This window comes from Clostridium algidicarnis DSM 15099, from assembly GCF_002934235.1.
GTDB lineage: Bacteria > Bacillota > Clostridia > Clostridiales > Clostridiaceae > Clostridium_L > Clostridium_L algidicarnis.
In genome coordinates this window covers 75200-89718 of the sequence record NZ_PTIS01000004.1, presented here as the reverse complement: position 1 = coordinate 89718, position 14519 = coordinate 75200, and the positions used below count along the sequence as shown (strand labels likewise).

Annotated in this window: 13 protein-coding genes and 1 other annotated feature; of the genes, 2 read left to right on the top strand and 11 right to left on the bottom strand. The window is 29.1% G+C overall.

Features of this window, described 5'->3' with window-relative positions; translation table 11 throughout:
- Positions 1–57: 57 nt before the first annotated feature.
- The 7 genes from BD821_RS04730 to BD821_RS04700 all read right to left on the bottom strand — a co-directional run bounded on the left by BD821_RS04730 (position 58) and on the right by BD821_RS04700 (position 7662).
- Entirely contained in the window at positions 58–645 is a 588-nt protein-coding gene (locus BD821_RS04730; RefSeq protein WP_185157980.1) for a hypothetical protein, read from the bottom strand.
- A 234-nt stretch (positions 646–879) separates the two neighbouring features.
- Complete coding sequence (locus BD821_RS04725) at positions 880–2313, bottom strand: DUF7922 domain-containing protein (protein ID WP_104409545.1); 1434 nt, start codon at positions 2311–2313, stop codon at positions 880–882.
- A gap of 131 nt (positions 2314–2444) precedes the next feature.
- On the bottom strand, positions 2445–3287 hold the full coding sequence (gene rsmA, locus BD821_RS04720) for a 16S rRNA (adenine(1518)-N(6)/adenine(1519)-N(6))-dimethyltransferase RsmA (RefSeq protein WP_104409544.1): 843 nt from the start codon (positions 3285–3287) through the stop codon (positions 2445–2447).
- 49 nt (positions 3288–3336) lie between these two features.
- Positions 3337–3882 carry a ribonuclease M5 gene (gene rnmV / locus BD821_RS04715; RefSeq protein ID WP_104409543.1) on the bottom strand — a complete coding sequence of 182 codons (546 nt, stop codon included), beginning with the start codon at positions 3880–3882 and terminating at the stop codon, positions 3337–3339.
- 44 nt (positions 3883–3926) lie between these two features.
- Positions 3927–4949 carry a 3D domain-containing protein gene (locus tag BD821_RS04710; protein WP_029451532.1) on the bottom strand — a complete coding sequence of 341 codons (1023 nt, stop codon included), beginning with the start codon at positions 4947–4949 and terminating at the stop codon, positions 3927–3929.
- Positions 4950–5248: 299 nt separating this feature from the next.
- On the bottom strand, positions 5249–6034 hold the full coding sequence (locus tag BD821_RS04705) for a TatD family hydrolase (protein ID WP_104409542.1): 786 nt from the start codon (positions 6032–6034) through the stop codon (positions 5249–5251).
- Between the two features lie 122 nt (positions 6035–6156).
- Complete coding sequence (locus BD821_RS04700) at positions 6157–7662, bottom strand: DUF445 family protein (RefSeq protein WP_104409541.1); 1506 nt, start codon at positions 7660–7662, stop codon at positions 6157–6159.
- A 254-nt stretch (positions 7663–7916) separates the two neighbouring features.
- On the opposite strand from BD821_RS04700, the gene BD821_RS04695 reads away from it, so the two are divergent.
- The gene (locus BD821_RS04695) at positions 7917–8594 is read left to right on the top strand and encodes a Crp/Fnr family transcriptional regulator (RefSeq protein WP_104409540.1); all 678 of its coding nucleotides are present in this window, start codon (positions 7917–7919) and stop codon (positions 8592–8594) included.
- A gap of 62 nt (positions 8595–8656) precedes the next feature.
- Here BD821_RS04695 and metG read toward each other — a convergent pair whose 3' ends face one another.
- Together metG and BD821_RS04685 are read right to left on the bottom strand one after the other, a co-directional pair.
- On the bottom strand, positions 8657–10600 hold the full coding sequence (gene metG / locus BD821_RS04690; RefSeq protein ID WP_104409539.1) for a methionine--tRNA ligase: 1944 nt from the start codon (positions 10598–10600) through the stop codon (positions 8657–8659).
- A 106-nt stretch (positions 10601–10706) separates the two neighbouring features.
- Positions 10707–10956: a binding site (T-box leader), on the bottom strand.
- Between the two features lie 124 nt (positions 10957–11080).
- Positions 11081–12322 carry an aminopeptidase P family protein gene (locus BD821_RS04685; RefSeq protein WP_104409538.1) on the bottom strand — a complete coding sequence of 414 codons (1242 nt, stop codon included), beginning with the start codon at positions 12320–12322 and terminating at the stop codon, positions 11081–11083.
- A gap of 213 nt (positions 12323–12535) precedes the next feature.
- Here BD821_RS04685 and BD821_RS04680 point away from each other — a divergent pair, with 213 nt between their 5' ends.
- A complete protein-coding gene (locus BD821_RS04680) occupies positions 12536–12994 on the top strand; it encodes a MarR family winged helix-turn-helix transcriptional regulator (protein WP_029451543.1) in 459 nt (152 codons plus the stop codon).
- An 86-nt stretch (positions 12995–13080) separates the two neighbouring features.
- Here the strand turns inward: BD821_RS04680 and BD821_RS04675 are convergent, their stop codons facing one another.
- Positions 13081–13518 (bottom strand): ACT domain-containing protein, encoded by a 438-nt coding sequence (locus BD821_RS04675; RefSeq protein WP_104409537.1) that lies wholly within the window; start codon positions 13516–13518, stop codon positions 13081–13083.
- 35 nt (positions 13519–13553) lie between these two features.
- Positions 13554–14510, bottom strand: coding sequence for an L-threonine 3-dehydrogenase (locus tag BD821_RS04670; protein ID WP_104409536.1), 957 nt, complete (start codon positions 14508–14510; stop codon positions 13554–13556).
- Positions 14511–14519: the final 9 nt, after the last annotated feature.

Sequence of the window (14519 nt, the reverse complement as noted above, 5' to 3'; positions counted from 1 at the left end):
TATAGCTTCTCTATTCTTTTTATTAAAATTATAATACTTTAACTTAATTAAAGCAAATCATTTTTCATATTTAAAACTAGACGCCAGTCCTTTAAATATAGACAACATATTTTCTTTATAGTTTTTCTGTAAAGTAAAGAAAGAAAACCTTACATAACTATCCTTATTATCTATGAAAAACTCGTTAGCTGTATATACTGATCCTTTAGCATTTTTCATAGTATAACATATAGCATAGGCCTTATTTTCATTAATATTAATTTCTTGTATACTATAATCTTTTACCGTATTTTCTTTAAGTGATACCTCTTTGCTTTTATCTAAAAAACTCTTTAAATCTTCTTTATAATTCCACACTTGAACGAATCCATAAATTTTCTGATCCTTAGAATTAAAAGCATTATGATATACAATCTCCTTACTTTCAAAATCTATTTCTTTAGTTTCAAAGTCTTCAGGAAGTTTGTATGTAAATTTATTTTCTAATGCCTTATATTCCTTTAACACATCTAAATTACTATTAACTAAAGCCGCCAGCTTTAAATTATTATCAAACATCTTTTCAGCACTAAATAATACTACCATAAGTAAAATTATAACTGTTGTTATTTTTAATCTTTTCCTATTTAGTACGATTACTTTCACGTTATCACTCCTATCCAAAAGATTTATACTCTTATAAAATTATATTAGTTATATCTTTCAGTTATGACTTAAACCTACAATAAATAATAATATACTTTATATCATAAATTTTTATCATTAAATAAAAAAAGCAAATTTGAAAGTCTTTTGTTAAATCAATCTTTCAAATTTACTCTTTAACCTTTTTACTATTTAACTTTAATGTACTTAATTTATATATATTTTACTATATTATTACTTCATAGGTACTACAGTTATGCTATTCCTAAAGTCATAAAACATAAGCCAATATCCAAAGTTTTCATCAGTTTTTGAAGGCATCCAAGTGATAAATCCTGTCTTCCCACCATATGGTTGTTCTCTTCTATCTTTAGTGCCTGGAACTGCATATACTATATATCTTAATCTGTTATCTTTATTATACTTATATCCCACCATATAGTGTTCATACTTTTTGATATATGGATAATAATTTATCATAGGATAATATATAACAGTATATCTTGTGTAGTTAGAATTATTTAATAAGCTCTCAATGTTTTTTGTAGGGACCTTATACCATGCGCAATATTTAATTTGATTTTCAAATCCATTGACACTTTCAAAGCCTTTTACAATTCCTTCGAAAAAGTCTTCAGTATCAGCTGTTGCACACTTATCTTTTTCTAATCCGCAATGTTTTTTATTATACCTATCTTCTAAAAACTCTTCATCTTCTCTGTTATCAGTTATTCCATCATCTTCTCTTTCACAAAAAACGTCTTCTTCTTTTTTATGAAGAATATCTTCATTATCTATTTCCTCTATTACTTCTGACTCATAAGTTAAATTTACATCTTCTTCACCATCTGCCACTTCAAGCTTCTTTTGTTTAATCCTTTCTATATTATCTTCATACTCATTAAAGTTCTCTTGTAAATTTAATCTATGTTCATGACCCTCTTTATTATTTATATCTTCTTTTATTTCCTTTACCTCATCTTTAAAGGTCTCTATATTTTCTTCTATATTCTTTTTTGTATCTCTTATAGAACTTTTCTCTTTTGCCTTTTTATTTAGTATATTTACTTCTATTTCTGGTTTATTTTCAATCTTTCTTTCTTCAAAGTTTATTGTTTTATCCTTCTTTTTATTGTCTTCTTTTACAGAGTCCTTAGATATTTCTACATCCTTTTTAATAATTATAGATTGATTATCTTTATTCATCTTATTTTCAGTTACATCTCTATTTAATTTAATTTCTAAAATATCATATTCCTTCCAGTTCTTAGGTTTATCACTACTTAAAAATCCACTCATAGGTATAGTTCTCTTACTGTTAGACCTTTTTAATATAGCTGTACCACCAATATCCTCTAACGCTATGCCTGTTCCCCCTATATTATCTGCATCGAATTCATAGGATACATCTGCTCTTCCATTATCGTCTATGTTCAAAACCCCTATATTTATAATTTTATTAACATCTCTTTTATTACATACTATTAGCATATAATAAGGGTTATCTTCTCTTTTTAAGTTTTGAACATAGTAGGACATTCTTAATTTTTCATTTTTTAATTCTATCTTGCTATACCCCGAAGGCTGTTTATCACTTGCTAAGGCACATCCCTTTTCATCTTCTTGCAATATAACGAAATATCTACTATAAGACTTCTTGTGAGCCAATTTAATTCCCTCCATACTATATTTCTTCAATATAGTATATGAGTAGTTTTTTTAAAAGTGAACTCAAAAAACAAATTAAAAAAAGCTAAGAGTTTTATCTTAGCTTTTTCCATGATATTATTATATAACTTTTAATTATTTGAAAGTTCATCTATATTGTTTGCAAGCATAGCAAATTCTTCTATAGATAAAGTTTCACCTCTTCTCATGACATCAATATTGCTTGACTTAAAAGCTTGTTCTATAAGTTCTTTAGAAAAACCCAATACTTTTAAACCATTTGGCAAAGTTTTCCTTCTCATATTGAAAGAGCTTCTTATAATTTTAAAGAATAATTCTTCATTGGTTACTTCAACTCTTGGTTTTGAAAGTCTATCTAACCTGATAATTATAGAGTCTACTTTAGGCCTAGGCAAAAAACAAGTTGGAGATACGGTCCTTATAACACTAGTATCACAGTAATATTGTACTAATAAAGATAATGCCCCATATTCTTTAGTACTTGGCTTTGCATGAATTCTGTCAGCTACTTCTTTTTGAATCATTACGGTTAAACTCTGAAAGTCGTATTTACCATTTAGTAATCTTGCTATTATTGGTGTTGTAAGATAATAAGGTAGGTTGGCAACCAGTTTTACCTTAGTCTCTTCTCCAATGATTTCATTATAATCAATCTTTAAAGCATCTTTATGCACTAATTGAAAGTTATCAAACTCCCTTAATTCTTCTACTAAAATAGGTATAAGATCTCTGTCTATTTCTATAGCTGTAACTCTTTTAGCCTTTTTCAGTATCTCTCGTGTAACCGTACCAACACCTGGCCCTATTTCTATGACAAAATCCTGTGATGTTATTTCTGCTCCATTTACTAGATCTTCAATAACCTTATCATCAACTAGAAAGTTTTGGCCTAATGTTTTAGTAAACTTAAATTTATATCTATCAACTATTTCCTTTGTTCTATAATCTCCCATATGTTATTAACCTCTTTTTTATTTAATTATGTATAGTTATTATTATATATTATTTATTATTAAGTTCTATTCTTTCCAAAGCTTCTAAAAACTCACTTTTTTCTATTCCAAAACTATTTAATCTTGAAATAAATCTTGCTGAATTTCCATATCCTATTCCCAACTCTTTTCCAAGCTTATCTCTTTTTAAACTAGACTTCTTATCTCCTACTAATCCATAATTCATCATATCTGCTATGGTAAATGTAGTAACCTTATCTTTAATCTCACACTTAGCTTTTTTAATAGCTCTTATTATTGTTTCAGGTGAAGCATTCTCTACTCCTATATCTCCATCTTTAGTTCCTTCTGCTTGCGATATATATGCATGTTTTACTCCTGACACCCTTTTAGCTATTATACTTCTTATTTTTTCTCCTGCAAAATCTGGATCTGTTAAAATTATTACCCCTTGTCTTTTTTGAGCTTCTTTTATCTTATCTATAACTGACCTATTAATACCAAAGCCGCCTACCGCTAAAACTTCCGCATCCACGGCTCTTTTAACTGCAGTTATATCGTCTCTTCCTTCTACCACTATAACTTCTTTTATCAAAACTATCCCCTTCCCATCAAAAAGAGGGCTTATTAAGCCCCTTATTAATTCAGAATATATACATTTACATATTTTACTCCCCAGTTATAGCTTTCACTAGCTGAGTTAAAAAACACATCTATTGTGTTACCCTTTATAGCACCACCCGTATCTTCAGCAATGGCATATCCATAGCCTTCTATATACATCTTAGTACCTAGGGGAATTACCCTTGGATCCACAGCTATGCTACTATACCCACTTGGATTTCTCTTAGTACTAGTTCCAGTAGCCGTAATGTGATTTCCATTATTTCCACTATTATAATAAGCTGTTGCTCTAACCTTTATAGTCTTTTTATATAATACATCTTCGCCACTACCTCTTGATGCAGTCAAAACTCCTAAGGATCCTTGGAGTACTACTTTATCTACAGGTTCTTTTACTACAATTTCACTTATCACTTTTCTATCTATTTCCTTGCCATTTTCATAGATTATTTTAGTAGAGACTATTTTCTCTCCCTGTGCACCTTCTTGAACTATTTTGTTTACTGTATTAGCTAACTTTTCGTCCTTTTTTATTGTAGTATTAAAATCTAAAGGTAGATTTTCTGCTAATATCTCAGTTTTTACCCTTGTAATATCAACGTTCAACCCCTCTTCTATAGGGGACTCTAAAGAAGGTGATACTCTATCCTCTTCTTCTAGAGAAATTCCTTCTGAGTTTAACATAGATTCAATATTATCTTCAGAAGTAAGGATGCTTAAAACTTCTCCATCTACTTCTACATTTACATCCACTGCTCTTTTTATGTGGATTTGATCTCCTTTTTTGATTTTTTCATTTACTCCAAGATCTACCTTATCTTTAGGACCTAACACTATTTTATTATCGTGTAAAGCCCCCTGTACGGTCCCTTTATATGTTGCTATTTTAGATTCCTTTCCGTCTATTACCAATGTTATCTCTTTTTTCATGTTAAAAATTGTGACTAAAAGTCCCATTACAATTAGGGACATAACAAATGCTGCCTTTGGACCGTTCGAAAAATAATTTTTAATTTTACTTTTGAACTTGTCAAACATAATGAACTACCTCCCTCTGGCAAGAGCACTTTTACATTATAACCATAATGAATATTGTTGTCAAACTTTATGCTCTAGGCCTTGAATAGACTGACTTTAGCTAAATTTAAAAAATAAATAATGATAGCTTTTTACACAAATTTAGCCCTTTTCATGGGAGTTTTACATATTTGTTCTTCTATATTTTGGCAATTTAAATGATTTTAGAGTTTGTTTATTTGATATAATTATATGTTTACTTTTTAAATTTAATGCAGTATTACAAATTAAAACTTATCTATATTGTACCAGTTAAGGCTCTATTTTATATCAAATAAAGCCTTAGTATTTCTTATAGTTATATGACTAATTTCCTCCATTGATAAATCTTTTATTTCTGATATTCTTTTTATTATATGCTCTATATAATCGGATTTGTTCCTCTTTCCTCTATAAGGTACTGGTGCCATATAAGGAGCATCCGTTTCTACTAACATTTTGTCTAAAGGTACATCTTTTACTACATCTATGACCTTTCTTGCATTTTTAAATGTTACAACACCTGTGAATCCTAAATAATACCCTTCTTTTAAACACTCCCTAGCAAATTCTACACTACCAGAAAAGCAGTGGAGAACCCCCTTTACTTCTGGAAATTCTTTTATTATATCTAATGTGTCTTTATGTGCATCCCTATCATGTATAATTACAGGAAGATTCATTTCATTTGCAAGTTGCATCTGCTCTCTAAATACTTTCTTTTGTATATCCTTGTGTGGATTCCCTTCCCAATAATAATCAAGACCAATTTCACCTATAGCTTTTAATTTTGGGTTATCCTTATTAGACTTTATCCACTTATATACATCTTCATTCCATTCATTTGCATTTTCAGGGTGTATACCTAATGCAGCATAGAAAATTTCATGTCTTTTGGATAATTCTAATGTGCTTTCACAAGCTTTTAAGGAAGACCCACAATTTATAACACCTATTACACCTTTATCTTTAATATCTTTTATTACTCCTTCCACATCTTCGTTAAAAGCTTCATCATCATAATGAGCATGGGAATCAAAAATATTAATTTTAACATCATTACACATACGAATATCCCCCTTGTCTAAGTTATACATTGCTTTATATCTCCAATATTAATCTTTTAATTATAAAATAATATATTACAAGTTAATAAACCTATTATCACACATTAATTATATCTATACTCTTAAAGATATAAAAAAGGTGTAACAAGACCTATAAGTCCTCCTAATAACGCACCAAGCCAAGTTATTGCTTTAAGCTCTTCATGTGCAATACCCACAATCACTTCTTCTGCAAAATCTACTTCAAAAGAGTTAATATTATCTTCTACAATTTTTTCAATATTCAATATCTCAATTACATCAGAAGCTTGCTTTTGTATAAATCTATCATAAACACTTTTTATGTAAATGTTAGATGATTTTATTAATATATCTTCCTCAACTTTAATTAAGCTATTAATAGGTCTATCTATTGTTACACTTATAATCTTAGATATACCCTCTTTAATTATAGTCTGAGTACGATCTCCATCCACTACCTCATATACAAATCTCTTTATAACGCCGTATAAGTTTTCTTTATAACTTGGATTAAAATTTAATAATACTTCGTCTATAGAATTATGGCCTAATAATTTAGTTTTTATTCCATATATTCCTTCTTTTATTACTTCTATTGAAAATACATTGCTTTGCAGATCATTTACTAAATTATCAATGATAATTTCTATTTTAGAATACTCTACCGCCTTTATAATTTCGCTTACACTTCCATCCATTAGCTTATCTATATAATTTTTTATTACTACGCATATTTGCTTTTTATTTTCATCTTCTTTTAAATATTCTTTAGAAAAATCTAGGAATTTATTATATAAGGTTTCAGGATTTAAAAACATTGCTACCAAAGGATTTACATTAGTTCCTATGCCTTCAGAAATAGCTACTTTTATCTTGACTTTTGTATCAGGTTCCTCTAATAAGGATAAGATATCTCTTGTTATCTTATCCCTATTTTCATATATAAAGTCATCTACTACATCTATCATATTTTTAGGAATGACTTCTTTCAGTCTCTTTTCAGTATAAATTAATTCTCCTAGCTTTTTATTTATCTTTTCTTTTATATTTTGATGAAAATCCTTAGATGATGCATAATTATATACAATCTCTGATATTTTACCCATACTTTCTTCTTTTAAAATGTGTTCTAATATTAATGGCTCCTTTTTTAATTCTTTTTGGAACAGATTATATATTTCTTTTACTATCTTATCTTTAACATTATCATTTAAGTTATTTAAAACCCCTACATATATATTTTCATTTATATTGTCAATATTTCTTTGATCAAAACCTAAGTTTTCTTCCATTAAAGCCTTTAAATTTTTAGTAGATGAATATATATCTTTTATTTTAGTTTCAACCATATTGTAAATATGACTATATATATTAGGGCTACATAATGCTTTTACTATGGTATCCTTAGATAACAAGTGGTTGGCTATAGCCTCACTTACACTTTTGGCAATTCTTTGTTTTTCTTTTGGTATAAGTCCAGGAGTAAACGGCACCTTAATGCCAAATATTCTTTTCTCTTCATAAGGTCTAAACAGCATTTTAATTGCAAGCCAGTTTGTTATATATCCTATTACAGCACCTACTATACATGGAATAAAGTTTTTCATATTATACTTCCTTTCTGCGAATCACTTGATATTATATTGATAGCATAACTCTTAGATATTTACAACTAATAAAGATATTCTTTATATTTTATTAAGTAAACCATAGTGTGATTTAAATTACATTAACAAAGTATATTATAATGTATAATTATAATATACTTTGTTAATAATCCAATACTTATTTGCATCATTTTTTAATGAAAAATGTTATAATAAAAACTTTATGATAAATTAAAAGGAGTGAAAATCCAGTTATGATTAAATCAGATTATAAATGTCTTCTTGTGAACCTACCCCTTTTTGAGAACTTTAATCAAAATGACTTAGACCTTTTGCTAAATTCTAAGGATGTTAAAATTGCATCTTATTCTAAAGATGAGATAATATTTATGGAAGATGACATGTGCTTAAACTTAAGTATAATATTAAAAGGTAATGTTGAAATACAAAAGGTAGACCCAAGCGGAAAACTTTTATCTGTAGCTAGTTTAAAAACTGGTGATATCTTTGGTGAAAACTTACTTTTTGGAGATAGAAATATATATCCTATGACCGTAGCTACTAAAAGTGATAGCTTAGTACTTCACATTTCAAAAGATGTGGTCGCAGTTCTTTGTCAACAAAATTTAGAATTTTTATATTCATTTTTAAATCTTTTATCAAACAAAGCGATGGCCTTAAGCTCAAAAATTAAACAAGTTACTTTAAAAACTATAAGACAAAAAATTTGTGAATTTTTATATAGCGAATACTCTCATTCCAATAATAAAATTTCACTTAAAATGTCTAAACAAGAATGGGCTTATAATTTAGGTGTCCAAAGACCTTCTCTATCAAGAGAACTTATAAAATTAAAAGAGGATGGAATAATAGACTACGAAAAAGATTATGTATTAATTCTAAATGTACAAGCATTAAAAGAAAACATATAAAAATAAAATCTTTAATTGTAAGATGTGGGACCCTACAAAAAAGTTGTAAGATCCCACTTTATTTATCTTATTTCACTGCCTAATTTTAATTCACTTGGTGAATCTATAACATAGAGTATACTATCATCTTCGTTAGATGCTGCAAGTATCATTCCCTCTGATAATTCCCCTCTTAGTTTTGCAGGTTTTAAATTAGCTACTAGAACCACATTTTTACCCACTAACTCCTCAGGTTTATAATGTTTTGCTATTCCTGATATAACCTGTCTTATCTCTCCTCCTAAATCAACTTTAAGCTTCAATAGCTTTTTTGCACCTTTAATGGCTTCACATTCTAATACTTTAGCCACCCTTAAGTCTATTTTTTCAAAATCTTCTATAGTTATTTCTGGCTTAATAGGCTTTGAAGATTCTTCTTCTTTTTCTGTATTATTATTTACTTTTAAAACCTCTAATTCTTTAATCTTTTCTTCTAAATCTATTCTTGGAAATATTATGCTACCCTTTTTAACCTTAGTACCTGCACTTATGCCATCAAAAGAAGCAATGCTATCCCAAGTACATATTTCAACCCCTAACTGTTCTCTTATCTTATCTGAAGTATCTGGTAAAAAAGGTGATATAAGTACTGATATTATTCTAAGTGCTTCAGCAAGGTTATAAAGAACTGTTCCTAATCTTTCTTTTTGCTCTTCTTCTTTTGCTAAAATCCACGGTGTTGTTTCATCTATATATTTATTACACCTTCCTATTAAAGTCCATATATGAGATAAGGCTTCAGATAGTTTTAAATCATCTAAGGACTTTTCAACAAGTTCTGGAGTATCTAGTGCAAGCCTTATAAGTTCATTATCTATAGGTTCTGTAGCTGTTGGTGCTGGTATCACTCCATCAAAATACTTTTCTATCATGGTAATTGTTCTTGATACTAGGTTTCCTAGATCATTAGCTAAATCTGAGTTTATCTTTTTTATAAACATTTCATTTGTAAAGGTACCATCTGAGCCAAAAGGTATTTCCCTTAAAAGATAATATCTTATAGAATCTACACCAAAGTGCTCTGAAAGTATTACAGGATCAACAACATTTCCTTTAGATTTTGACATCTTACCACCATCAACCAAAAGCCATCCATGACCAAATATTTGTTTTGGAAGAGGTAAATCTAATGCCATAAGCATAATTGGCCAATAAATCGTATGAAATCTTAAAATATCTTTACCAATTAAATGAACATCTGCTGGCCAATACTTTTCATAAAGTTTAGTGTTTTCACTTCCATATCCCAATGCTGTTATATAATTAGATAATGCATCTATCCATACATATACTACATGACTTTTATCAAACTCTACTGGTATTCCCCAATCAAATGAAGTTCTTGATACACATAAATCTTGTAATCCTGGCTTCAAAAAGTTATTTATCATTTCATTTTTTCTGGATTCTGGTTGTATGAAGCTTGGATTAGCTTCTATATATTGCAAAAGTCTTTCTGCATATTTACTCATTTTAAAGAAATAAGCCTCTTCTTTTGCCTTTTCCACGCTTCTTCCGCAGTCTGGGCACTTACCATCTAATAGTTGCGTGTCTGTCCAAAATGATTCACATGGAGTACAATAGGACCCTTCATAAGAACCTTTATATATATCACCATTCTCATAAAGCTTTACAAATATATCTTGAACTGCTTTAATATGACTATCATCTGTAGTTCTTATAAATTTATCATAACTTATATTCAATAACTTCCATAATTCCTTAATTCCATCTACTACTTTATCCACATATTCCTTAGGTTTTACACCATTTTCTTCAGCTATTCTTTGAATTTTTTGACCGTGTTCATCGGTTCCTGTTAAAAACATAACATCATATCCACTCAATCTTTTAAATCTAGCAATAGCATCTGCTGCAACTGTGGTGTATGCATTTCCTATATGCAGATTAGTTGAAGGGTAATATATCGGTGTTGTAATATAAAAGGTTTTTTTCTCTTCGCACATTAGTTTGCTTCCTCCTTTAATTTTCATGTTTAATTTTAACATAGTCTTAATCTTATAAAAGTTTTCTAAAATTATTTGTAACAAAAAGCCTCTATGTGTATCTACACATAGAGGCGTAATATTAACGCGATTCCCACTCTAGTTTATGCTGTTGTCACCAACAGCAACTCTATAAGTGATATCACTTATAGTGACCATCACCTTTCCCGTTAACGGAGGATACCGTATCTTCTTAACTTAAAGCTTAGAAAATATGCTCCAAGACCATATTCATAAAGATCCTCACCTCTGGTTTTCAGCTACCCCAGCTCTCTTTTAGGCAGTTACCTTACTACTCATCTTTTCATAGCAATAATTATTATATATTCTACATACATAATAATGAATTAAGGTTTTAATGTCAATAGCCATTATTTTAGTGTTATCATTACATATGCTTTTTATTCAAATTATAAAGAATATTAATTTTCAAATGTAAATTTATATTGCCATAAACTTTTCTATTTCTTCTACAGTTTTAATTATATCCTTTGATAAAACTTCAGCTCCATTTTCTGTAACTAAGATATCATCTTCTATTCTAATGCCTATCTTCTCTTCTTCTATATACAATCCTGGTTCTACGGTAATTACCATGCCCGGTTCTAAAAGGCCTTCCCTTGATCCTACATCATGAGTATCTAGTCCTAAATGATGACTCACTCCATGAAAATAGTATTTTGATAAGTCTTCATCCTTATCTATAATATTTATTTCTTTTAATCCATCAGCAAGTATACGTTTAGCAAGCTTGTTTAATTCTGGAAATGGAACCCCTGGTTTTATAATCTTTATAACTTCAAGCTCTGCTTTCAATACTATGTTATATATTTGTTTTTGCCTTTCTGTAAACTTTCCACTTACAGGGAATGTCCTACTTATATCCGCATTATAATAATTTAATTGAGCTCCTAAATCGAATAATATTAGATCTTCATCTTTAAGCTCACCATCATTTGCTACATAATGAAGCACTGTGGCATTTTTACCTGTAGCTGCAATAGTTTTAAATGAGAAATCTTTAATACCCTTAGTTTTTAACACAAAATCAAAGTAAGCTTCAATCTCATATTCTTTCATTCCCGGTTTGCAATTTTTCATTAAAGCTTCTATTCCATCTTTAGTTATATCTATAGCATTCCTTAATTCCATTACCTCTTCTTTAGATTTTATAGCCCTTAATTTCTCTATATCGTTATATATATTTTTAATGTTTACTTGAACATAGTTTTCTTTCATTTTATAAGCAAAGCTTTGCACATTATTTGGCATGGAACTAAAGGCATCCTTTTCAAGATCCATATACACTATACAAAGATTCTTTATAGATATAAATTCATGAATTAATCTTTCAAACTCATCAGTATATTTTATATTATTAACTCCTGAACACTCTTTAGCCTTTTCATCACTTATTGTTTTTCCTACCCATTTCTCCATAACAGGATTAGGCCTTCTTATAAATAAAAATTCTTCTACAATATCATTTTGTTTCACCATTAGCAAAATCACATGCTCCTCATTAATTCCAGTTAGATAATAAAAATTTCTATTTGGAGTAAATGGATATTCTTCATCAGCAGACTTTTTTGGAGCAACTCCTGAAAACATTACCAAGATAGAGTTATCTTTTAATTCTTTACTTAGCCTTTCTCTATTCTTTATAAACACATCTTTGTTCATAAAACAACATCCCTTTCTTATTTCATACTGTATAAACATTATATATCTTATATGATTACTATTCTATAACTTATAAAGGGTTTATCTACAAACTTCTATATTATCTAATTTAACTTTTTCCTTGACAACAAATATCTATAACACTTATAATATAACTAATTGTATTCGATATAATTTTATAATTATATCCATTATAAAAAAAGAGGTGCAACTATGAATGAAGACATATTAAACTTAGATAATCAGCTTTGCTTTTCTATATATGCTTGTTCTAAAGAAATCATACGTTTATATAGACCTTTCTTAGAAAAGCTTGGGCTTACCTATACTCAGTATATCGCTTTATTAGCTTTGTGGGAAAAGGACAAGGTTACAGTTAAAGAATTAGGTAATAGATTATACCTAGATTCCGGTACTCTCACCCCACTTCTTAAAAAGATGGAAGAAAACGGTCTATTATTAAGAGAACGTCAAAAAGATGATGAAAGAAAAGTATTAATAACCTTAACAAAAGCAGGTGTAGATTTAAGACAAAAGGCATTAGAAATTCCAAAATCAATATTATGTAGTACAAATCTAGATAAAGAGAAATCTATAGAGCTTAGAGAAGATATCAAAAGCTTACTTAAGCACATATATGCCATAAATGAAGAGACTGTATCAAAAAAATAAAGCATAAATAAAAGAGTACTTAACAATCTAAAAGGTTATTAAGTACTTTTTTATTTATGATATTTAGAAAGGTTAATTTTATTATATTATTCTAATGCAATAAGTTTTACCTTTATTACGTTATCTATTGTTCTTATATCTTCTAAGACATTTTTCATATCCACTTCCATCTTTGATATATCAAAAGTAATTGTTACATTAGCTGCATTATTTATAGGTATATCCTGGTTTATAGTCATGATGTTTCCCTTATTTTCTGCTATCTTATCTAGTATTTTAGATAAAGTCCCAGATTCATGAGCAATAAGAAGAGCAATAGTAGCTTTTTGTCCCTTCATATTCTCTGACATTGAAAATACATTGTCTTTATACTTGTAATATGCGCTTCTACTTATACCAACTTCTTTTACCCCTTCTGATATATCCTTAACTTCTTCTGTGTATATGAGTTCTTTCACTTGAATTACCTTTTGAAAAACATCTGGTAATACTTTGCTGTTAACGATAAAAAACTTTTCACTCATAATATTCCTCTAAATAAGATTGATATAAATTATATTTATCTTATATTCAATTTTTTAGCTAGTTTTTGAAGCATATCTTGTGTCATATTTTCTAAATCATACTTTGCATTAAATCCCCACTCGGCTTTTGCTGCTGAACAATCTATAGAATTTGGCCATGAATCTGCAATAGCTTGTCTTACAGGGTCTACATCATAATTCATAGTAAAGTTTGGTATATGTTTCTTTATTTCATTTGCTAACATTGTAGGTTCAAAGCTCATAGCTGTTATATTAAATGCATTTCTGTGGATAAGCTTTGATGAATCTGCTTCTAATAGTGTCACTATAGCATTTAATGCATCTGGCATATACATCATATCCATATATGTGTTTTCTGCGATATAAGATGTATATTTACCTTCTTGAAGTGCTTTGTAATATATATCTACTGCATAATCAGTAGTTCCACCACCTGGAGCTGTTGTATAGGATATTAATCCTGGGAATCTTACTCCTCTAGTATCTACTCCAAATCTTTTGAAATAATAATCACATAATACTTCTCCTGAAACCTTGGTTACCCCGTACATGGTTTCTGGCCTTTGAATAGTATCTTGTGGTGTATTGTCTTTTGGTGTATTAGGTCCAAATGCACCTATAGAACTTGGTGTGAAAAAAGAACATTTTAACTCTCTAGCAACCTCTAAAGCATTAAATAATCCTCCCATGTTTATTTCCCAAGCAAGAACAGGTTTAGCTTCTGCTACTGCTGATAATAAAGCTGCAAGATGTATTATTGTATCTACTCCATGTTTTTTCGCAACTTCTGCCATCTTTTTAGCATCTAAAACATCTAGTACTTCAAATGGCCCAGATTCTACTGCTGGATTTCCATCTATTCTTCTTATATCTGTTGCAATTACGTTGTTATTACCATATATGCTTCTCATATGCATTACCAACTCAGAACCAATTTGTCCAAGGGCTCCTGTAACTAATATCTTCTTCATAATAATCCT

Excerpts from the sequence above, each read along its gene's own strand:
- BD821_RS04705 (WP_104409542.1), bottom strand. The coding sequence starts at position 6,034 with ATGTGTAATGATGTTAAAATTAATATTTTTGATTCCCATGCTCATTAT.
- BD821_RS04670 (WP_104409536.1), bottom strand. The coding sequence starts at position 14,510 with ATGAAGAAGATATTAGTTACAGGAGCCCTTGGACAAATTGGTTCTGAG.
- BD821_RS04680 (WP_029451543.1), top strand. The coding sequence starts at position 12,536 with ATGAATGAAGACATATTAAACTTAGATAATCAGCTTTGCTTTTCTATA.
- BD821_RS04695 (WP_104409540.1), top strand. The coding sequence starts at position 7,917 with ATGATTAAATCAGATTATAAATGTCTTCTTGTGAACCTACCCCTTTTT.
- metG (WP_104409539.1), bottom strand. The coding sequence starts at position 10,600 with ATGTGCGAAGAGAAAAAAACCTTTTATATTACAACACCGATATATTAC.
- BD821_RS04700 (WP_104409541.1), bottom strand. The coding sequence starts at position 7,662 with ATGAAAAACTTTATTCCATGTATAGTAGGTGCTGTAATAGGATATATA.
- BD821_RS04710 (WP_029451532.1), bottom strand. The coding sequence starts at position 4,949 with ATGTTTGACAAGTTCAAAAGTAAAATTAAAAATTATTTTTCGAACGGT.
- BD821_RS04685 (WP_104409538.1), bottom strand. The coding sequence starts at position 12,322 with ATGAACAAAGATGTGTTTATAAAGAATAGAGAAAGGCTAAGTAAAGAA.
- rsmA (WP_104409544.1), bottom strand. The coding sequence starts at position 3,287 with ATGGGAGATTATAGAACAAAGGAAATAGTTGATAGATATAAATTTAAG.
- BD821_RS04675 (WP_104409537.1), bottom strand. The coding sequence starts at position 13,518 with ATGAGTGAAAAGTTTTTTATCGTTAACAGCAAAGTATTACCAGATGTT.